The sequence below is a fragment of the Massilia sp. X63 genome, assembly GCF_041023745.1.
Lineage (GTDB): Bacteria > Pseudomonadota > Gammaproteobacteria > Burkholderiales > Burkholderiaceae_D > Telluria.
Window position 1 is genome coordinate 517305 of record NZ_JBFTEF010000002.1, and the last position, 20990, is coordinate 538294.

The 20990-nt window shown below is 66.3% G+C and carries 13 protein-coding genes; all 13 read right to left on the reverse strand.

Annotation, left to right across the window (positions count from 1 at the left end):
* Positions 1-15: 15 nt before the first annotated feature.
* The 13 genes from AB3347_RS06435 to leuS all read right to left on the reverse strand — a co-directional run bounded on the left by AB3347_RS06435 (position 16) and on the right by leuS (position 20931).
* The gene (locus tag AB3347_RS06435) at positions 16-1524 is read right to left on the reverse strand and encodes a UdgX family uracil-DNA binding protein (RefSeq protein ID WP_369090951.1); all 1509 of its coding nucleotides are present in this window, start codon (positions 1522-1524) and stop codon (positions 16-18) included.
* Positions 1521-2750, reverse strand: a complete 1230-nt coding sequence (locus AB3347_RS06440; protein WP_369090952.1) for a putative DNA modification/repair radical SAM protein — start codon at positions 2748-2750, stop codon at positions 1521-1523. Before AB3347_RS06440 ends, AB3347_RS06435 begins: the two co-directional genes overlap by 4 nt.
* A 293-nt stretch (positions 2751-3043) precedes the next feature.
* Entirely contained in the window at positions 3044-5806 is a 2763-nt protein-coding gene (locus tag AB3347_RS06445) for a M16 family metallopeptidase (protein ID WP_369090953.1), read from the reverse strand.
* A 216-nt stretch (positions 5807-6022) separates the two neighbouring features.
* Positions 6023-7582, reverse strand: a complete 1560-nt coding sequence (locus AB3347_RS06450; protein WP_369090954.1) for a hypothetical protein — start codon at positions 7580-7582, stop codon at positions 6023-6025.
* 7 nt (positions 7583-7589) lie between these two features.
* Complete coding sequence (locus AB3347_RS06455; RefSeq protein ID WP_369091081.1) at positions 7590-9797, reverse strand: EAL domain-containing protein; 2208 nt, start codon at positions 9795-9797, stop codon at positions 7590-7592.
* Positions 9798-9804: 7 nt separating this feature from the next.
* Complete coding sequence (locus AB3347_RS06460) at positions 9805-11988, reverse strand: HDOD domain-containing protein (protein WP_369090955.1); 2184 nt, start codon at positions 11986-11988, stop codon at positions 9805-9807.
* Between the two features lie 330 nt (positions 11989-12318).
* Positions 12319-13608 carry a multidrug effflux MFS transporter gene (locus AB3347_RS06465; protein ID WP_369090956.1) on the reverse strand — a complete coding sequence of 430 codons (1290 nt, stop codon included), beginning with the start codon at positions 13606-13608 and terminating at the stop codon, positions 12319-12321.
* Between the two features lie 7 nt (positions 13609-13615).
* Positions 13616-14788, reverse strand: a complete 1173-nt coding sequence (locus tag AB3347_RS06470) for a class I SAM-dependent RNA methyltransferase (protein ID WP_369091082.1) — start codon at positions 14786-14788, stop codon at positions 13616-13618.
* Between the two features lie 96 nt (positions 14789-14884).
* A complete protein-coding gene (locus AB3347_RS06475) occupies positions 14885-15298 on the reverse strand; it encodes a CopD family protein (protein WP_369090957.1) in 414 nt (137 codons plus the stop codon).
* 27 nt (positions 15299-15325) lie between these two features.
* Positions 15326-16591, reverse strand: a complete 1266-nt coding sequence (locus AB3347_RS06480; RefSeq protein WP_369090958.1) for a glutamate-5-semialdehyde dehydrogenase — start codon at positions 16589-16591, stop codon at positions 15326-15328.
* Between the two features lie 155 nt (positions 16592-16746).
* Positions 16747-17760 carry a DNA polymerase III subunit delta gene (gene holA, locus AB3347_RS06485; protein ID WP_369090959.1) on the reverse strand — a complete coding sequence of 338 codons (1014 nt, stop codon included), beginning with the start codon at positions 17758-17760 and terminating at the stop codon, positions 16747-16749.
* 17 nt (positions 17761-17777) lie between these two features.
* The gene (lptE, locus tag AB3347_RS06490; protein WP_369090960.1) at positions 17778-18284 is read right to left on the reverse strand and encodes an LPS assembly lipoprotein LptE; all 507 of its coding nucleotides are present in this window, start codon (positions 18282-18284) and stop codon (positions 17778-17780) included.
* A 4-nt stretch (positions 18285-18288) separates the two neighbouring features.
* The gene (gene leuS / locus AB3347_RS06495; RefSeq protein WP_369090961.1) at positions 18289-20931 is read right to left on the reverse strand and encodes a leucine--tRNA ligase; all 2643 of its coding nucleotides are present in this window, start codon (positions 20929-20931) and stop codon (positions 18289-18291) included.
* Positions 20932-20990: the final 59 nt, after the last annotated feature.

The following is a 20990-nucleotide window of genomic DNA, read 5'->3' on the forward strand; positions in this document are numbered from 1 at the left end:
AAATCCACCATTTTTTCAGTCCGGCTCCGGCAGCTCGGGCCGCTCCAGCAGCTCGTGGGCCAGCTTCAGGCCCTTGACCATGACCGAGAACGCTTCGTGCTTGGATGCTTCGTCGGGCACCCGCAGCACATACGAGGGGTGGTAGATGGTGACCAGCCAGCAGCCGTCGATGCGGACCGGCTTGCCGAGGAAGTCCTTCAGCGCCACCGTGCCCTTGCGCATCACGGACTTGAGCGCGGTCGCCCCCATGGCCACGATGACCTTCGGCTTGACCGCGGCGAGTTCCTTCTCGAGCCAGTAATGGCAGGCCTCGACCTCGCGCTGCACCGGGGTCTTGTGGAGGCGGCGCTTGCCGCGCGGTTCCCACTTGAAGTGCTTGACGGCGTTGGTCAGATAAATCGCCTTGCGGTCGACCTCGGCCTGGGCGAACACCTGGTCGAGCAGCTTGCCGGCCGGGCCGACGAAGGGCTTGCCGGCCAGGTCTTCCTGGTCGCCCGGCTGCTCGCCGACGATCATGATCGGCGAACGCTTCGGGCCTTCGCCGCCGACCGCCTGGGTGGCGTACTGCCACAGCTCGCAGCGCCGGCACTCGTCGAGTTTCGAGGGCTGCTCGCGGTCCGGCTGCGCCGCCTCGGCGCTGATCGGAATGGTGGCGCCGCTCTTGCGGCCCACCGCCTCGACCTGCCCGATCTTGCGCGCCCCGAGTTCGGCCTGGCTCACCAGCGAAGGCACGATCGCGCCTTCCGGCAGGTTCTTCCAGAAGCGCGAGGGAATGTGGCTCTGCATCAGCTGGGCGTTGACGCGCGCGGGATTGAAGATGCTGCGGTAGTAGGTGAGCCAGAGCGCCTCGCCCGCATCATCCAGCTCGGCCGCGCTCGACATCAGCGGCCCGGTGTGGTGCAGCGCCCGGCCGTCCCACAGCACGCTGGCCTCGGGCGTGGCGATCATCCAGCTGACCTTGCCCATGCGGGCGACGAAGTGCTCGGCCACCTGGGGCAGCACGTCGTGGCGCGGCTCGAACCAGGCGACGAAGCGCGGATCGCCTGCATCCAGCGGGCGTTCACGGAAACGGATGTAGGCATGCATGTCGTGCTCCTCGCGGCGCACCGCCTTGACCATGCCGTGCAGGCGGCTGCCGTCCGGATCGGCGGGCGACTGCACGTCGTGTTCGCCATGCGTCCAGCGCCACAGCACGCGATACAGGAAAGCCCAGCGGTCCGGGGCGCGGAAGCACGCGGCTTTCTGCAGCATCTCCAGCAGCGATCGCGGCACGCGTGGACTTGTCCCCTGCGCCGGCGGTCGTGGCGATTGCGCTTCCTGCAATCGGTTGCCTTGATTATCGTCCGGCTCAGGCAGGGCCGGCGCACCCGAGAACAGATCGCCGCCCTCGGGCGTACCCCAGCTCACCGCCTCGGGCGGCACGCCGGCCCTGAGAAGCTCGCGCGCCGCCTCGCGCCATTCGGCGAAGCTGTTCACCGCCAGCGGCTGGCCGGCGGCGCCAGGCAGGGCGGTGGCCTCGTTCATGCGGCCTGCAGTTCCGGCCACAAATTCATCTGCTCGGGCGCGTCGGCCAGGTGGCGCCGCAGGAGGTGGGAACTGGCGGCGCCTTGCACCGGCTTGTAGTCGGCGGTGACGATGAAGGGCGCCAGCTTCTTCATGCTGCAGCGCAGGCGCGACAGGTCTTCCCAGCGGATGCGGCGCAGGCGGCGCAGGTCGACGATGCGCCTGGCGTTGCGGATGCCGATGCCGGGCACGCGCGCGATCATGGTCTCGTCGGCGCGGTTCAGGTCGAGCGGGAAGTGCTCGCGGTTGGCCAGCGCCCAGCCCAGCTTGGGATCGACGTCGAGCGCCAGGTTGCCCGATTGCGGCATCAGCTCGCCCGCGGTAAACCCGTAGCCGCGCAGCAGGAAGTCGGCCTGGTACAGGCGGTGCTCGCGCAGCAGCGGCGGCGGCGCCGCCGGCACGCTCTTCGGACTTTGCGGGATCGGGCTGAAGGCCGAGTAGTACACGCGTTTCAGCTTGTAGCTGCCGTACAGCGTTTCGGCGGTATTCAGGATGGTGTGGTCGTCGCTGGCGTCGGCGCCGACGATCATCTGCGTGCTCTGCCCCGCCGGCGCGAAGCTCGGCGCCTTCGGCTCTTCCGCCTTTTCGTCGAGCTTGCGGCGGATCGATCCCATCGCCAGCTTGATGGTGTGGACGTTCTTTTCCGGCGCCAGGCGGGTCACGCTGTCGTGGGTCGGCAGCTCGATGTTCACCGACAGGCGATCGGCCCAGCGGCCCGCTTCTTCGATGAGCAGCGGGTCGGCGTCGGGGATGGTCTTGAGGTGGATGTAGCCGCGGAACTTGTGCACTTCGCGCAGCTGGCGCGCCACGGCCACCAGCTGCTCCATGGTGTAGTCGGCCGACTGGATGATGCCCGAGCTCAGGAACAGGCCGTCGATGTAGTTGCGGACGTAGAAATCATGGGTGAGCTTGACCACTTCTTCGACCGAGAAGCGGGCGCGCGGCACGTTGGACGTGCGGCGGTTGATGCAGTACTGGCAGTCGTAGATGCAGAAGTTGGTGAGCAGGATCTTGAGCAGCGAGACGCAGCGGCCGTCCGGCGTGTAGCTGTGGCAGATGCCCATGCCGGTGGTGGCGCCGAAACCGTCCTTGTCCTCGGACGAACGCTTGGGCGCGCCACTGCTGGCGCAGGACGCGTCGTATTTCGCGGCGTCGGCCAGGATTTCCAGTTTGTCCTTGAGTTCCATCGCATGCCTTGAACTGTATGGGCATACAGTATACTATCGCGCGCGTATGCACAGGGACGATGGGCGCAAGTGTGCATGCCTCCAGCGGTTCAAAGACGGGGCAAGACGTAAAAAAAGCCCGGTCAGAGACCAGGCTTTCCAGGTACCGTAGGGTGGGCGGGTCTCCCGCCCACGCGGTCAAACTACAGCACTGCAGCCCGCGCGGCTGCTCATATTGCACCTATCACCGCGTGGGGTCATCCGGTCCAGTGGACCGGATGACGAGTCGCCCACCCTACGACAGCAAGCTCAGATCAACGAATCGGCTTGCCGTCCGCATCCACTACGGTGACTTCACCCCAGCCCAGCGAGCGCACGCCCGCCTCGATCTTGCGCAGGTCGCCGATCACCATCCACACCGCCTCGTCCGGCTTGATGAACTTCGACGAGGCCGCACCCAGCTGCTCCGGCGTGAGCGCACGCACGTTGGACGCATACCTGGTCCAGTAGTCGTCCGCCAGGCTCAGGTTGACGGCGTCCAGCCCCGCCGCTTCCAGTGCGGCGAGCGTGGAGAAGCGGCCCGGCAGGCGCGAGCTCATGTTGCGCATGATGCTTTCGTACTCGGTGCCCACCAGCGGACGCTCGCCGGCCACGCCGCGCAGCTCTTTCTGCACCTCGCGCATCGCCTCGATCGTCTTGTCGGTCTGCACCGGCGCGATGATGTAGAACGGACGCTGGCCGCGCACGTCCGGCAGGCGGGCCTGGGTGCCGTAGCTCCAGTGCTTGTCCAGGCGCAGGTTGCGGTTCAGGCGCGAGGTCGCGATGCCGCCGAAGTTGGTCATCACCGGCTCCATCGCCAGGTCTTCCGGCTGGCCGTAGGCCTGCGACACGTGGGTCGCGACGATGGTCGACTGCGGCGCGTCCGGCTTGTCCACCAGGATCAGGCGCTTGCCCTGGGTCGCCGGCACCGTGCTCATCTTCTTGGCCGGGGCGCTGCCCTGCTGCCACTTGCCGAAGCTCGCTTCCAGCGCCGGCAGCAGCTTGTCCATGGTGGTGTCGCCTGCCACCACGATGGTGGCGCTGCCCGGCTTGAACCAGGTGCCGTGCCAGGCCATCAGGTCGTCGCGGGTCAGGCCCTGCACGCTCGATTCGAAACCTGAGGCCGGCTTGCCGTAGGCGTGGTCGGCGCCGTACAGCACCGATGGGATCAGGCGCAAGGCCAGGCTGTTCGGCTGGGCCTTTTCCTGGGCGATGCCGGCGATGCGGCGGCTCTTCGAGAGCGCGAACTGGTCTTGCGGGAAGCTCGGGCTCAGCGCGGCTTCGGCCATCAGGTTGAGGGACGGCGTCAGGTTGGCGCTGGTGGCCTGCAGGCGTACCAGCGACTGGTCCTGCGAGGTGCCGGTGGTCAGGCGCGCGCCCAGGTTTTCCAGCGCATCCGACAGCGCGAAGGCGTCACGGTTCCTGGTGCCCTTGTCCAGCAGGTCGAGCGCCAGCGAGGCGGCGCCGGCCTTGGCGCTGCTGTCCGAGGCCGCGCCGGCGTCGACCGCCAGCGAGACGTTGACGATCGGCGCCGTATGGCGTTCCAGCAGCACGACCTTCAGGCCGTTCTTCAGCTGGGCGCGCTGCAGCGCCGGGAACTTGACGTCCGGGGCATCGCCCAGGCTTGGCAGCTTCTTGCGGTCCAGGGTCGACTTGGTCGCGGCCAGCTTGGCCGACGGCCGCACCGTCATGGTGTAGTGGTTGGCGCGCAGCCAGCGGTTACCCGCCGCCTTGACGTCGGCCGGGCTGCTGGTGGCGAACAGTTCGAGGCGGTCGAGGTAGGCGTCCGGCTTGTCGCCGTAGGTCTGGCTTTCGGCCAGCACGTCGCTGCGGCCGCCCATGCCGCCCACGCGCTCCAGGCTGCGCGCGAAATCGGCCAGGTCGCGGGTCTTCACGCGCTTGAGTTCGGCCTCGGTCGGGCCTTTGTCCAGCAGCTCGGCCACCACGCGCTCCATTTCGCGCTCGACCTCAGCCGGATCGACGCCCGGCTTGACCGTGACGGACAGGTTGAAGGTGCCGCCCAGCTCCGCGTCGTTGACGTAAGCCGAGACGCCGGTGGCCATGCCCTTGTCGTACACCAGGCGCTTGTCCAGGCGCGCGTTCTTGGAACCGGCCAGCACGCCGGCCAGCAGGTTCAGGCGCTGGGTGTCGGCATCCTTCCACGACGAGGTGTGCCAGCTGCGGTAGATGCGCACCTGCGGCACGTGGTCTTCCATCTCGTCGCGGATGTTGCGGTCCAGTTGCGGGATCCACTTCTCGGTACGCGGCAGCGGCGGACCCGGCGGGATCGCACCGAAGTACTTGTTGACCAGCTCATAGGCGCGCTCCGGGGTGATGTCGCCGGCCAGCGAGATCACCGCGTTGTTCGGGCCATAGTAGGTGCGGTACCACTCCTTGATGTCGTCCAGCGAAGCCGCCTGCAGGTCTTCCATGTAGCCGATGGTCGACCACGAGTACGGATGCGAGTACGGATACATCTTGGACGAGATTTCCATGCGCACCCGGCCATACGGCTGGTTCTCGCCCTGGCGCTTCTCGTTCTGCACCACGCCGCGCTCGCGCTCGAGCATCGCCTGCGAGATGTAGTTGCCGAGGAAGCCCATGCGGTCCGATTCCAGGAACAGGGTGCGTTCCAGCGCCGACACCGGCACGTCTTCGAAGAAGTTGGTGCGATCGGTATTGGTGGTGCCGTTGCGGTTGTTCGCGCCGAGATCGTCCATCGCCTCGCGGAAGCCGTGCGGGTAGTTCTCGGAACCGTTGAAGAAGAAGTGCTCGAACAGGTGGGCGAAGCCGGTCTTGCCGCGCTTCTCGTTGCGCGAACCGACGTGGTACCACATGTTCACGCCCACCACCGGCACGCTGTGGTCGGTGTGGACCAGCAGGGTCAGGCCGTTGGGCAGCACGAATTTCTTGTGGTCGATGCTGTAGGCCTTGCGGTCGAAGACCGTGGCCTTGGCGGAAGTGGGAGCTGCGGCGTGCGAAGGCACGGCTGCGAAGGCGGCAAGGCCGAGCAGCATGGGAAGTGCGAGTTTTTTCATGGGCGTCTCGTGGACTGGTTGTTGTATGTATGCGTCCCGTCCGATCATGCGCTGGTTGAACGCGTGGGCGGCGCAGCCGCCCACCCTACAGGAATCGCCGAGCTCGCGCCAGAGGAAGTGGATGCATATGTCGGGCCCTGCCCACAGTGTGTTTACGTAGGGTGGGCGGGTCTTCCCGCCCACGCGTTCAACCCACGCGTGAGCAGCCAGGATGCGTCAGGAAAAGCCCTGCGCCTGCGCCAGCAACTGCGGCTCCATGCGCGCCGCGATTTTCTTGAGATAGCCCGACGCCGCCCCCACGCCCGCGCCGCCGGCACGCTGCAGCCACGCATAGGCCTCGACCAGGTCGCGCTGCACGCCCTGCCCCGCCGAATACATCACGCCCAGGTTGAACTGCGCGCGCGCGTGGCCCTGGCGCGCCGCGCACAGGTACCAGAAATGGGCAGCTTCGTAATCGCGCTCGGCGCCCTTGCCGCAATCGTGGCGCAGGCCCAGTTCGAACTGCGCCAGCGCGTGGCCCTGGTCGGCGGCTTTCTGGAACCAGTCGGTGGCCTCGACCGGGTCGGCATGCTCGGCGCGGTCGAGCAGCGCGCCCACCATGTACTGGGCCGGCGCGTAGTCCTGGTGCGCGGCGCGGCGATACCACTCCAGCGCCTGCGCCTCGTCGCGCGCCACGCCGATGCCGCCCTCGTAGCGCAGGCCGAGGTCGAACTGGGCGCGCAGGTGGCCCTGTTCGGCCGCCTGGCGGTACCAGTGCGCCGCCTGCGCCGGATCCTGCGGCACGCCGCTGCCGGCGTCGAACAGCTGGCCCAGGTGGTACTGCGCCGACGGCATGCCCTGCGCGGCCGCCTGGCGGTACCAGTGCGCTGCCCTGGCAGGGTCGCGTTCGACGCCCTGGCCGTGTTCGTAGCGCACGCCGAGGTTGTCCTGGGCGCCGGCATGGCCCTGCTCTGCTGCGCGGCCGTACCAGTGCAGCGCCAGCGCTTCGTCGCGTGGTACGCCGTGGCCGCTGTCGTAGATGAGGGCGAGGTTGAACTGGGAACTGACGTGCCCCTGTTCGGCGGCGCGGCCGTACCACAGGATGGCGCGTGTGCTGTCCTGCTCGATATCCTGGCCCTTGTCGTAGCGCAGGCCGAGGTTGAACTGGGCCGGCGCGTAACCCTGCTCGGCGGCCTTGCGGAACCAGTCGATCGCCTGGCTGCCGCTGGCGCGCAGTCCGAGGCTGAACTGCGAGCGCGCATAACCCTGGCTGGCGGCGCGGCGGTACCATTCGGTGGCCGCGTCCTGGTCCTGCGGCACGCCCTTGCCGGTCTCGTACATCATGCCGAGGTTATGCTGGGCGCCGGCTTCGCCCTGGCTTGCGGCCTGGCTGAACCAGTGCAGCGCCTGCTGCACGTCGTTCGGCACGCCCTGCCCCTTGGCATACAGCCAGCCCAGGTTGTACTGCGCCGGCGCGTAGCCCTGTTCGGCGGCGCGCCGGTACCAGTAGGCGGCCTGGCCGTAGTCCTGGGCCACGCCCTGCCCCTTCTGGTACATCACGCCGAGGTTGTACTGCGCCAGCTCGAGATCGGCGCTGGCGGCCATGCGGTACCAGGCCACCGCCAGCTCATGGTTCTGCGGCACGCCCTGGCCGCTGGCGTACATGAAGCCCAGGCTGTGCTGGGCGCTCGGCACGCCGCGCTCGGCCATCCCTTTTACGCGCAGGAATTCGGCGCTGTAGTGTGGTTCGGCCTTGCGACCTGCGAGGTCGCCGGCTTGGGCCGGGAGATCGAGCATGGCGGCGTCAGGCCTGGACCGCGCGCAGGCCGAACAGCGTCGGCTGGGTGCGCAGCGACTTGATGAACTCGCCCAGCGGAATCGGGCGGTAGTACAGGTAGCCCTGCATCGTCATGCAGCCGTTGGCGCGCAGGTAGCGCGCCTGCTCCTCGGTCTCGACGCCTTCCGCGATCAGGTTCAGGCCCAGGCCGCGCGCGATCGAGATGATCGCCAGGATCACCGGGTAGTGCCCGCCCTCCTCGTGGATCTCCTTCACGAAGGACTGGTCGATCTTCACCGTGTGGATCGGGAAGCGGTGCAGGTAGGACAGCGACGAGTAGCCGGTGCCGAAGTCGTCGATCGCCACCGACACGCCGAGCTGGCACAGTTTGTTCAGCTGCTCGATCGCGTACTGCGGATTGCGGATGCAGATGTTCTCGGTGATCTCGACTTCGATCTGGCCAGGTGCGATCCCGTAGCGCACCAGCGCGTTGCGCATCTTTTCGAAGAAGTCGCCGCGGTCGAGGTATTGCGGCGACAGGTTCAGCGACAGGCGCACATGGTCGGTGCCGGTGGCGTTCCACTGCAGCATGTCGCGGCACAGCGCGCCGATCATCCAGTCCGAGATCGGCAGCATCAGGCCGTTCTCTTCGGCGAAAGGCAGGAACTCGCCGGCCGACAGCAGGCCACGGGTCGGGTGGTTCCAGCGCATCAGCGCCTCGGCGCCGACGATGCGGCCGGTGAGCGCGTCGATCTGCGGCTGGTAGTACATCTCCAGTTCGTCCTGCTCGAGCGCGCGGCGCAGCGCCTGCTCGAGGGCGATCTTCTGGTGCGAGATGTCCAGCATCGAGGTGTGGTAGAAGCTGTGGCCGTTCTTGCCCTGTGCCTTGACCTGGTACATGGCGATGTCGGCATGGCGCAGCAGCTCGTCGATCGATTCGCCGTCGGTCGGGTAGATCGCAATGCCGATCGAGGCCGAGATGTGCACTTCGTGGCCATCCAGGTCGAAGGGATCCTGCAGGGTCTCGAGGAACTTGTCGGCCACCATGCGCGCGTCGTCGCGGTCGCGCAGCTCCGGCAGCACGATGGTAAATTCGTCGCCGCCCTGGCGCGCCAGCGTGTCGCCCTTGCGCAGGCAATCCTTCAGGCGGGTGGCGGCCTGCTGCAGCAGCTCGTCGCCCTTGACGTGCCCCAGGGTGTCGTTGACCAGCTTGAAGCGGTCCAGGTCGATGAACATCACCGCCAGCTCGGTCTTCTTGCGCTTGGCCTGGATCACGGCCAGGCCGAGGCGGTCCTTGAACAGGATGCGGTTCGGCAGGTCGGTCAGGATGTCGTGGTAGGCCTGGTAGGAGATGACTTCCTCGGCGCGCTTGCGGTCGGTGATGTCGCGCGCCACGCCGTAGGTGCCGAAGAACTCGAGCTTCTTCACTTCCTGGTCGGGCACGTGCATGCCGATCGCGTTCAGCGAGATCGTCATCAGGGTGTTGTTGAAGGTGCGGTCCTGACTGTTGCCACCGCGGCACTTCAGGCGCAGCTCGACGTTGCGCGAGGCGCGCTCGTCGACGCGGCGCTCGTTGAACACGTAGCGGGCGCGCTCCAGGTCTTCTTCGTGGACCAGCACCGAATAGTGCTTGCCGAGCAGCTCGTCGCGCGAGTAGCCGAGCAGCTGGTAGGCGCGGTCGTTCACGAAAGTGAAGCGGCCTTCGTGGTTCAGGGTATAGATGATGTCTGGCGAGGAGTCCACCAGGTAGCGGTACATCTTCTCCGAGTTTTCCAGCTGGGTGGCCATGCGCTGGTTCTCGAGCGCCAGGCGGCGGCCCTTGAGCGCATTCGCCACCGTGGCCAGCAGTTCCTCGCGCGAATAGGGCTTGCGCAGGTAGTCGTAGGCGCCGCGCTTGAGTGCGCCGATCGCCGCATCGATGCCCACCTCGCCGCTCATCACGATCACGTCGGCATTGATCCCCTTCTGGTTGATGAAGTCCATGATCTCGTGGCCGCCGATGTCGGGCAGGCGCAGGTCGAGCAGGACCAGGTCGAAGCGCAGGCGCGACAGATGGGCCAGGGCTTCGCTGCCCGAGGAGGCGGTGGTGAGGGAGTAGCCGCGGTCCTTCAGCAGCTCGTACAGCGACGAGAGCAGGCGCGGTTCGTCGTCGACCAGCAGCAGGCGCGGCTGGCTGTCGGCTTCCAGCGTCGGGCTGTAGGCGGCCGGCTCAAACATGGCAGTGTGCGCGTTCATCATGACTTTATGCGGTGCCGAGCGCGCGGGCCGGCAGCGCCATCGGGCTGGCGAGCGCCGGGCCAGCGGCGGTGCCGGCGCCGGACCACGCCGGCAGGAGAATTTCGAATGCGGTGCCGCTGCGGCCGCTGCGGCAGGCGATGTGGCCGCCCAGCTTCTTGACCAGGCTGTGCACGATCGACAGGCCGAGGCCGTGATGGGCGCCGTCCTTGGTGCTCTTCACCGGCGAGAACAGGTGCGCCAGAACCTCGCGCGACAGGCCGGGACCGTTGTCGTTGACGACCAGCTCCAGGTAGAGCTGGCGCTCGCGGTTGACGTGGCCGCGGTTGATGATCTCGACGCGCCCGCCGGTATTGCCGAGCGCCTCGATGGCGTTCTTCACCAGGTTCACCAGGATCTGCTTGAGCACGTCGGCATCGCCCTCGATGCGGCTCGCTTCGTCATGCATGGTGACGGCGATGTCGACCGTGGCAGGGACGAAGCCGGTGCTGCGGAACAGGCGCTGCACCTCGTCCACCACCTTGGCGACGTCGGTCGGGCGCGGCCCCGCCTCGCTCGGCTTGAGGTCGGCCAGGCTGCTGACCAGCTGGCCGACGCGGTCGATCTCTTCGTTCAGGATCGACATCTCGGTGTTCACCGGTTCCTGGCGCGCCAGCTTGCTGTCGAGGACACTCAGGTAGTTCTTGATGATCGACAGCGGGTTGTTCACTTCGTGCACCACGCGGCGCGAGGCCTCGCGGTATTCCTCGGCCACGTGCGCGAGCTGGCGGCGGGCGTGGCCGCGTTCGGACAGCATGTTCTCCAGCGCGCTGGCGGCCTGCGCGCCGAAGGACTGCATGAAGCGTTCGCGCCGCTGGCAATACGGGACCTGCCAGGCGGCGATGCCGCCGATCAGGACGCCCAGGCAGCGCGCACCGGCGACCAGGGGCACGCACACCATGCTCTCGGTGCCGAGCATGCGCAGCAGCTGTTCCTCGGCCAGGCCGAGCGTGCCGCCGTCATGCGGCTCGCGCCCGATGAAGGCCGGACGGCGCTCCAGCGCGCTCTTGGCGATCGCGCCGCCCTTTGCCAGCGGCACGGCGAATTCGGCGATGCGCTGGCTGCCCTGGGTGGGGGCGCCTACCAGGGCGTGGCCGGTCGGGTTTTCGAGCAGGACGACGGCATTGCCGAAGTCGAACAGGATGCGCGCCGAGCGCGTCATCGCTTCCAGCAGGCCGCTCTCGCCCTGCTGGCGCGCGAAGCTCTGCCCCACTTCCGAGACCAGCACCATGTTGCGCACTTCCTCGGACAGGCGCTGCTGCACCGGGTCGAGGCTGGGGGGCGCATAAGCCGGCGGCGCCGGGATGTCGTCGGCGCCCGCCAGGTCGATGCCCAGGTGGGCGGCTGCCTTGTCGATCTGGCGCGCGGCGCCGGCCAGCATCTGGGCGGCCTGCTCGCCGTCGATGCCGCACAGGGCGGCCGCTTCTGCCACCTGCGCTTCGTCGTCGGCATGGCTGGACAGCACGTGGGCCAGGCGCACGATGCGGATCAGGGGATGGGCCGACTCCAGGCGCTCGCTCGCTTCGTGGTGGTACAGCACCGCGTCGGCCAGGAAGGAGTCGAGCTGCCAGCGCTCGATCAGCCAGGCGCCGGCTTCGGCGTGGGTAATCTGCAGCGTGCGCTGCTCGACGGCGCACAGGTCCTCGTCGTCGCGCGCGGTGAAGTTGTAGGCGTATTCCTTGGGCGCGGTGGCCAGCAGCGCCAGGCGGCCGACATTGTGCAGCAGGCCGGCCAGGTAGGCTTCTTCCTGGTGCGGGTACTCGACCGCGCGCGCGATGTCGCGCGCGATGACGGCGGTGCCGAGCGAATTCTTCCAGAACGCGCGCAGGTCGGTGCTGCCCGAATGCGGGAAGTTGTTGAAGGTCTGGAAGACCGAGTCGCTGATCACCAGCGTCTTGATCATGTCGGTGCCGAGGGCGACCAGGGACTGCTCGAGATTGACGTTGCGTTGGTGGCGCTGGTACGCGGAACTGTTCGCGACCGCCAGCAGCTTGCCGGTCATGCCGGCATCTTTCGAAATCAGGGCGGCCAACTCCGGCATGCCGAGGTCGTCGGCCTGCAGGTGTTCGATGAGACGCACGAGGATCTGCGGCATGGCCGGCAGACGGGCAATCAATAGACGATTGCGGATATCCTGATCCGATTGTTGCATGATCTCAAACGTGGCCGCTTGTCGAGGGGTTGTCCGAGGCAGCCCAAGGGCGGGTTGCCACATGGTCTTGCTTGTTGATCTACCGAACAGAACATTGTTTCAACGTTTGTTCTAGGCACGAAAACCTTATCTTAGCATATAGACATTTCTGATCGGGAACAATACTTTCTGTTAAAAGTGTTGTCGAGAAGTCGCTCTAAAGCTAGAGGCGTCCTTGGCCTGCCCGCGAAAGCTGCAATAATATTTCAATATGCATATACATGTGAAATATTCTTTCATATAAGAAAAAAGGCTCGGTCAACCGGGCCTTTTGTTGCAAGCGCGACACGCTCAGGGCAGCATTTCCCCGTCGCGGATCTTGCGGCGCCGGTAGCGCCGCGCCGTCGCCCACAGGGCCACCGACAGCAGCGCGAACCCGGCCTGGCCGAGCGCCAGCGCCAGCACCGAATGCGACAGCATCGGCGAGACCACGCCGGCCACGATCGCACCCATCAGCGTGGTCATGAAGGACTGGCACGAGGCCACGGTGCCGCGAATGTGCGGGAACAGGTCGAGCGCGAGCAGGGTGGCGCCCGGCGCGATGATCGAGCTGCCGAAGGTGAAGAAGAACATGTGCGCCACGCTCCATGGCAGCGAGGGCGGCAGGAAGCTGTGGTAGGTCACGTTGAAGGTGACCGCGCCCAGCATGAAGAAGAAGCCGACCCGGATCTGGCGCGCGAAGGTCATCTTGCCCGCCATGCGGTTGGCGGCCAGCGCGCCCAGGAAGATGCCGCTCACGGTCGGCACGAACAGCCAGGCGAACTGCGAGGGGCCCAGGCCCAGGTGCTCGGGCAGCATCACCGGCGCCGACGCGATGTACAGGAACAGGCCGGCGAAGTTCATCGCCACCACGCCCGACTTCATGTGGAACAGGAAGGAGCCGAAGATGGCGCCGTAGCTCTGCGCCAGGAAGCGCGGGTTGAAGGGCTGGCGCTTCTCCTTCGGCACGGTCTCGGGCAGGTGCTTCCAGCAGAACCAGCCCAGCGCCACGGTGTACACGCACAGCGCGAGGAAGATCGCGCGCCAGTCGAAGAAGGTGACGATCCAGCCGCCCAGCACCGGCGCGATGGCCGGCGCGATCGAGAAGATCATGGTCACCATCGACAGCAGCCTTGCCGCCGCCGCATCCGAATACAGGTCGCGGATGATGGCGCGCCCCACCACCACGCCCGCCCCCGCCGACACGCCCTGCATGATGCGGAACACCCACAGGTAATGCACCGAGCTGGCCGCCGCGCAGCCGAAGGTGCCGATCGCGAACACGACCAGCGCGAACAGGATGATGTTGCGCCGGCCGAAGGCGTCGGACAGCGCGCCATGCCACAGCACCATGCCGGCGAAGGCCAGCATGTAGGCGGTGAGCGTCTGCTGCACCTCCAGCGCCGAGGCGTTCAGCTCGGCGCGGATCTGCGGGAAGGCCGGCAGGTAGGCGTCGATCGAGAACGGTCCCAGCATCGACAGCGCGGCCAGCAGCGTGGCCAGGCCGCCCGCCGACAGCATCGCAATCTTGTGGGGCGTCGGCAGCGGAACCGGCATGACCGGATCCTTGGGCAAGTCGTCGGGTTCGGTCGGCGGCAGCATGGAGGGCTTATTGCTCCTGTTTCGGTTTGGCTTCCTCGCGGCGGTTGAAGCCGGCCACCATGTCGAAGCGGAACAGGCGGCATTCGAGCGCGCCGTTGAAGAACGGGGTCTTGCGCGATTCCTTCAGGCGCAGCAGCTTGGGCAGCTGCAGATCCGCCGTGAACAGGAAGGCGGTCCAGCCGGCAAAGCGCTGCTTCAGCGTGGTGCCGAGCGCGGAATAGAAGGACACCGCCATCTCGTCCTGCGGCACGGTGGAGTCGCCGCGCACGCCGATGCGCTCGCCGTACGGAGGATTGGTCAGCAGGATGCCGGGCGTGGAGGTCGGCGGCGACACGTGCTGGGCCTCGATCTGCTTGAGCGGCACCTCGAACAGGACGCCGGCAATCTTGAGGTTATGGCGCGTCATCGCGACCATGTCGCCCGAGATGTCGGAGCCGAAGATGGTCGGCTCGGCCGGCAGCGGGTTGGGCTTGATCTCGGCTTTCAGTGCCGCCCAGGCCTCGCGGTCGAAGTCGGCGAATTTTTCGAAGGCGAAGCGGCGGCGCGCGCCCGGCGGAATGCCTTGCAGCATCTGGGCGGCTTCGATCAGGATGGTGCCGGAGCCGCACATCGGGTCGAACAGCGGGACGCCCGGCTTCCAGCCGGCCACGCGCAGCATGCCGGCGGCCAGGTTCTCGCGCAGCGGCGCGTCGCCGGTCTCTTCGCGCCAGCCGCGCTTGAACAGCGCCTCGCCCGAGGTGTCGAGGTAGATGATGAAGTTGCGCTGGTCGAGGAAGCCGACGATGCGCATGTCAGGCTCGCGGGTGTTCACCGAAGGACGCTTGTTGAACTGGTCGCGGAAGCGGTCGCAGACGGCGTCCTTGATCTTCAGGGTGGTGAATTCGAGGCTCTTCAGCGGGGATTTCACCGCGGTGACGTCGACGCGGATGGTGTGGTTGACGCCGAACCAGTCTTCCCAGGGCTGCTCGAGCACCAGGTCGTAGATGTCGTTCTCGTTGTTGTAGCTGCGCTGGCCCATGCGCATCAGGACGCGCGAGGCAATGCGCGAATGCAGGTTGATGCGGTAGGCATCGACCATGGAGCCGGAGCAGTGCACGCCGCCCGGCACCTGGTTGTGCACCTTCATCGTGGTGCTGTGTTGGGCGATTTCGCCCAGTTCTTCGGCAAGCGCCGCTTCCATGCCGCGCGGGCATGGGCAAAAATAAGAGGCCATGAGGGGTACCCTTTGTCCGTGAATAAAACTTGAAACGATCAGTGCCGGCCCGTGCCGACACCCTTAAAACGGCTTGACGACCACCAGGATCACAATCGCCAGCAACAGCAGCACCGGCGCTTCATTGAAGTAGCGATACCAGGTGTGGCTGCGCACGTTCGCGCCGCGCTCGAATTTCCTGAGCAGCGAGCCGCAGGCATGATGGTAGCCGATCGTCACGATGACGAGCGCGAGTTTTGCGTGCAGCCAGCCGCCCTGGATACCGTAGCCCAGCCACAGCCACAGGCCCAGCAGCAGGGCCGGCACCGCCAGGATGGTGGTGAAGCGGTACAGCCGGCGCGCCATGCCCAGCAGCCGCTCGAGCGCTGCCGGATTGCTTTCCTGGGCCAGGTTCACGAAGATGCGCGGCAGGTAGAACAGCCCGGCGAACCAGGACGCGATGAAGACGATGTGCAGGGCCTTGATCCAGAGGTACATGCGGTTCCTTGTTATTGTTTGCGGCGCTTATTCGCGCACTTCGCCATGTCCGAACACCACGTACTTGAGCGAGGTAAGCCCTTCCAGCCCGACCGGACCGCGCGCATGCAGCTTGTCGTTCGAGATGCCGATCTCCGCGCCGAGGCCGTACTCGAAGCCGTCCGCGAAGCGGGTCGAGGCGTTCACCATCACCGAGGCCGAATCGACTTCGCGCAGGAAGCGCAGCGCGGCGCTGTAGTCTTCGGTGACGATCGATTCGGTGTGCTTCGACGACCAGGTGTTGATGTGGTCGATCGCGCCGTCCAGTCCCTCCACCACGCGGATCGCCAGGATCGGCGCCAGGTACTCGGTACTCCAGTCCTGCTCGGTCGCATGCTTCAGCCAGGGGTAGCCGGCCAGGATCGCGTGTGCTTCGGCGTCGGCGCGCAGTTCGACCTCTTTCGTCTTGTACAGCTCCGCCAGTTGCGGCAGCACGGCCGGCGCAATCGAACGCGCGACCAGCAGCGTTTCCATGGTGTTGCAGGTGCCGTAGCGGTGGCACTTGGCGTTGAAGGCCACCGGCAGCGCCTTGGCGATGTCGGCCTTGTCGTCGATGTAGACGTGGCAGATGCCGTCCAGGTGCTTGATCATCGGGACCGTGGATTCTTCCATCAGGCGCGCGATCAGGCCCTTGCCGCCGCGCGGGACGATCACGTCCACGTACTGCGGCATCGTGATCAGGGCGCCGACGGCGGCGCGGTCGGTCGTGTCGACCACCTGCACCGCGTCCAGCGGCAGGCCGGCGCCCTGCAGGCCCTCGCTCACCAGTTTCGCCAGCGCGCGGTTGCAGTGGATCGCCTCCGAGCCGCCGCGCAGGATGGCCGCATTGCCGCTCTTGATGCACAGGCCGGCCGCGTCGACGGTCACGTTCGGACGCGCTTCGTAGATGATGCCGATTACGCCCAGCGGCACGCGCATCTGGCCGACCTGGATGCCGCTCGGGCGCGACTTCATGTTGGTGATCTCGCCGACCGGGTCGGGCAAGGTGACGATCTGGCGCAGGCCGTCGACCATGGTCTTGATGGCGCCATCGGACAGGGTCAGGCGGTCCAGCAGCGCCGGCTCCAGGCCGTTGGCGCGGGCGGCGTCCAGGTCTTGCTGGTTGGCGGCGCGCAGCACGGCGGCCTCGCGCTCGATGGCCTCGGCGATCAGGAGCAGCGCGCGGTTGCGGGTGGCGCCGTCGGCGCGCGCCATGGCGCGCGAAGCGGCGCGGGCCTTGCGGCCCATCGAGTGCATGTGTTCGGTGATATCCATCGTCGTTCCCGTTTACGGTTTTTTGGTAGGGTGGTCGGGGTAATTTCGGGCAATGCCCGGAATTACGAACGTCCGCGCGTTCAACCAGCACAAGAACGGCCGAGGTCCATCAATTCACAGTAGAGTTGAACGCGCGGTCGGCAGAGCCGACCACCCTACCGTGCAACTCTGAGCGCTAATTGGAGCATCGCATCCCACGCATCGCCCGCGAAGGCCTTCGCGCGCAAGCCCTTGACCATGCGGTCGACCTGCGCCGCCTCCTGCATGGCCGCTTCCAGCGTGGCGATCGACACGCGCCGCAGCGCCGGTTCCATCATGCGCTCGCGCGGACCCCAGATGCGGTGTTCCTTCAGCAGCGCGCCCAGCGGACGGCCCTGCGCCATTCCGGATTTCAATTTTAGCAGCGTGCGGATTTCTTCACTGACAGCCCATAAAACCAGCGGCAGGGCCTCGCCCTCGCCTTTCAAACCGTCGAGCATGCGCGCCAGGCGCGCCGGGTCGCCCGCCAGCATCGCCTCGGACAGCTTGAACACGTCGTAGCGCGCCACGTTGAGCACGGCGTCGTGCACCTGCTCGAAGCTCAGCTTGCCCGGCTCGTAGAGCAGGCCGAGCTTCTGGATTTCCTGGTGCGCCGCCAGCAGGTTGCCCTCGACGCGGTCGGCGATGAAGTCCAGGCTCTGGCGCTCGGCGCTCTGGCCCTGGCTACCCAGGCGCATGCCGATCCAGCCCGGCAGCTGGGCGCGTTCCACGTTCGGGATCTCGATGTAGACCGCCGCCTGCTGCAGCGCCGCCACCCACGCGGCCTTGGCGGTCTGCCAGTCCAGCTTGGGCAGGGTGATGAGGGTGAGGTTGTCGGGGCTGAGGTCCTTGGCGTAGGCCTGCAGGGCGGCGCTGCCGTCCTTGCCGGGCTTGCCGCTCGGGATGCGCAGCTCGATCAGCTTCTTGTCGCCGAACAGCGACATGGCCTGGTTCGCCGCCAGCAGCTCGCCCCACTTGAAATTGCGCTCGACCGTGAGCACGTCGCGCTCGGTGTGGCCCTGGGCGCGCGCGGTCTTGCGGATGCGGTCGGCCGCTTCCAGCGCCAGCAAGTGTTCGTCGCTGGTGATCACGTACAAGGGCGCGAGGCCCTTGGCCAGGTGGCCCTCGAGGGCCTCAGGCCGCAGTTGCATCGCTCGGTCCCACTCCGTCAGACAGGTTTGATCGCGGCCAGCCGGCGCAGGATCTGCTGCACCAGGTCGGACTGCATGTCGCGGTACAGAAGCTGCTCTTCCGATTCCTTGGCCAGCACCTCGGCTTCGTTGAAGGCGATGTTGCGGCGCAGGGTGATTTCGGTCGGACCCAGCAGTTCCTTGTTGTTCGCGTCGCGCACGCGGAACACCAGCGTGTAGCTCAGCGAGTATTCGCGCACCCGGCCCAGGCTGTTCAGCGACAGGATGGACTTGCCGCGCGATTCGGACAGCACGTCGAACAGGGCTTGCGCCTTCGACGCGTCGTTCTCGATGCGCACGGTGTCGCCCGCGCGCAGGTTGCGCTTGAGCTCCGTGCCCAGCGGCGAGGTCTCGGGGAAGGCCAGGTAGATGCTCTGGAAGGGCATGTTGTACTGGCCGTTCGAACCGCGCAGCTGGAAGCCGCAACCCGTCAGGGTTGCGGCCACCAGAGCGGCCGCCAGCGTGCGCACCAAGGTTGTTTTCATCGGTTTACACCACGATGTTGATGAGTTTGCCAGGCACGACGATGACCTTCTTCGGCGTGCCTTCGATGAATTTCTGGGCAGCTTCCGAGGCCAGCGCCGCGGCTTCGATGGCGGCCTTGTCGGCATCCTTCGGCACCTTGACCGAACCGCGCAGCTTGCCGTTCACCTGGATCATCAGTTCGATCTCGGACTGTTCCAGCGCGGCCGGGTCGACCTGCGGCCACTGCACGTTCAGGATGTCGCCGTAGACGGCGGCATAGCCGAGCTCCTGCCACAGCGCGTGGGTGATGTGCGGCGCCACCGGGTTCAGCAGGCGCAGGAAGATCGAGAAGCCTTCGGCGACCACCGCATCCGATGCCGCGCCTTCGGCCAGCTTGGCCGACTCCAGCGTATTGAGCATCTTCATGCAGGCCGACACCACCGTGTTGTACTGGATGCGCTTCAGGTCGTAGTCGGCCTGCTGCAGCACCTTGTGCACTTCGCGGCGCAGGGTCTTCTCGGCGTCGGAAAGAAGACCTTGCTGCTGGCCTTTCAGGGCATTGGCGATGCGCTCGCGCTGCGCGTAGCCGTAGGCCCAGACGCGGCGCAGGAAGCGGCTCGCGCCTTCCACGCCGCTGTTCGACCACTCCAGGGTCTGCTCCGGCGGCGAGGCGAACATGGTGAACAGGCGCGCGGTGTCGGCGCCGTATTGCTCGATCTGCGCCTGCGGGTCGATGCCGTTGTTCTTCGACTTCGACATCTTCTCGGTGCCGCCGATCTGGACCGGCTGGCCGTCCGATTTCAGCACGGCGCTTTGCGGGCGGCCCTTGTCGTCAAAGGTCAGCTCGACGTCGGCCGGGTTGAACCAGGTCTTCTTGCTCGATGCGTCTTCGCGGTAGTAGGTCTCGTTCAGCACCATGCCCTGGGTCAGCAGGTTGACGAAGGGCTCGTCGAACTTCAGCAGGCCGAAGTCGCGCATCACCTTGGTCCAGAAGCGCGCGTACAGCAGGTGCATGACGGCGTGCTCGATGCCGCCGATGTACTGGTCCATCGGCATCCAGTAGTCGTTGCGCTCGTCGACCATCTTGTCGTTCGAACCCGGCGAGGTATAGCGCATGTAGTACCAGGACGAGTCGATGAAGGTGTCCATCGTGTCGGTCTCGCGGCGCGCCGGCTTGCCGCACTTCGGGCAGGAGCAGGCCAGGAAGGCTTCGTCCTTGTTCAGCGGGTTGCCGGTGCCGTCCGGGACCAGGTGCTCCGGCAGCACGACCGGCAGGTCTGCTTCCGGCACCGGCACCGCGCCGCAGTCGGCGCAGTGGATCATCGGGATCGGGGTGCCCCAGTAGCGCTGGCGCGAGATGCCCCAGTCGCGCAGGCGGAAGGTGACCTTCTTGTCGCCCAGGCCCTGTGCGGCCAGGTCGCCGGCCACCGCGTTGACCGCGGCGATGTAGTCCAGCCCGTCGTACTTGCCCGAGTTGATGGTCTTGCCGTGCTCCTTGTCGCCGTACCACTCCTGCCAGCCATCCAGCGAGAATTCCTGGCCTTCCACGGCCACCACCTGCTTGATCGGCAGGCCGTACTTGGTGGCGAAGCCGAAGTCGCGCTCGTCGTGGCCCGGCACGCCCATCACGGCGCCGTCGCCGTAGGTCATCAGGACGTAGTTGCCGACCCAGACCGGCAGCTGCTCGCCGGTGACCGGGTGGGTGACCGTGAGGCCGGTCGGCATGCCTTTCTTTTCCATCGTCGCCATGTCGGCTTCGATGACGGAACCGAGCTTGCATTCGGCGATGAAGGCCTGCAGTTCCGGGTTGATTTGTGCCGCGTGCTGGGCCAGCGGGTGCTCGGCCGCCACCGCGCAGAAGGTCACGCCCATGATGGTGTCGGCACGGGTGGTGAAGACGTACAGCTTGCCTTCGTTGATGAGCTCACCCGATTCATCCTTGATGTCGTGCGGGAAGGCGAAGCGCACGCCGGTCGACTTGCCGATCCAGTTGGCCTGCATGATGCGCACGCGCTCCGGCCAGCCCGGCAGCTTGTTGTCGACGTAGTCCAGCAGCTCGTCCGCGTAATCGGTGATGCGCACGTAGTACATCGGGATCTCGCGCTTCTCGATCAGCGCGCCCGAGCGCCAGCCGCGGCCGTCCACCACCTGCTCGTTGGCCAGCACGGTCTGGTCCACCGGGTCCCAGTTCACGGTGCCGGTCTTCTGGTAGATGATGCCCTTTTCGAGCATCTTGAGGAACATCCACTGGTTCCACTTGTAGTATTCCGGCTTGCAGGCGGTCATCTCGCGCGACCAGTCGATGGCCAGGCCCATCGATTCCATCTGCCCGCGCATGTGCGCGATGTTCGAATAGGTCCACTCGGCCGGCGGCACGTTGTTCGCCATCGCCGCGTTCTCGGCCGGCATGCCGAAGGCGTCCCAGCCCATCGGCATCAGCACGTTGTAGCCGTTCATCCGCAGGTAGCGGTACATCACGTCGTTGATCGTATAGTTGCGCACGTGACCCATGTGCAGCTTGCCCGACGGGTAAGGCAGCATCGAGCAGGCGTAATACTTGCCTTTCGGGAAACGCGGGTCGTGTTCGACGGCTTTATAGGCGTCGATCGACTTCCAGTAGGCCTGGGCGGCCTGTTCTACTTCGGCTGGACTATATTTTTCTTGCATGGTTTCTGCAGACGTAATGAGGGGGTGGAACAGAACATTATACTGGTTCATTTTGCAGT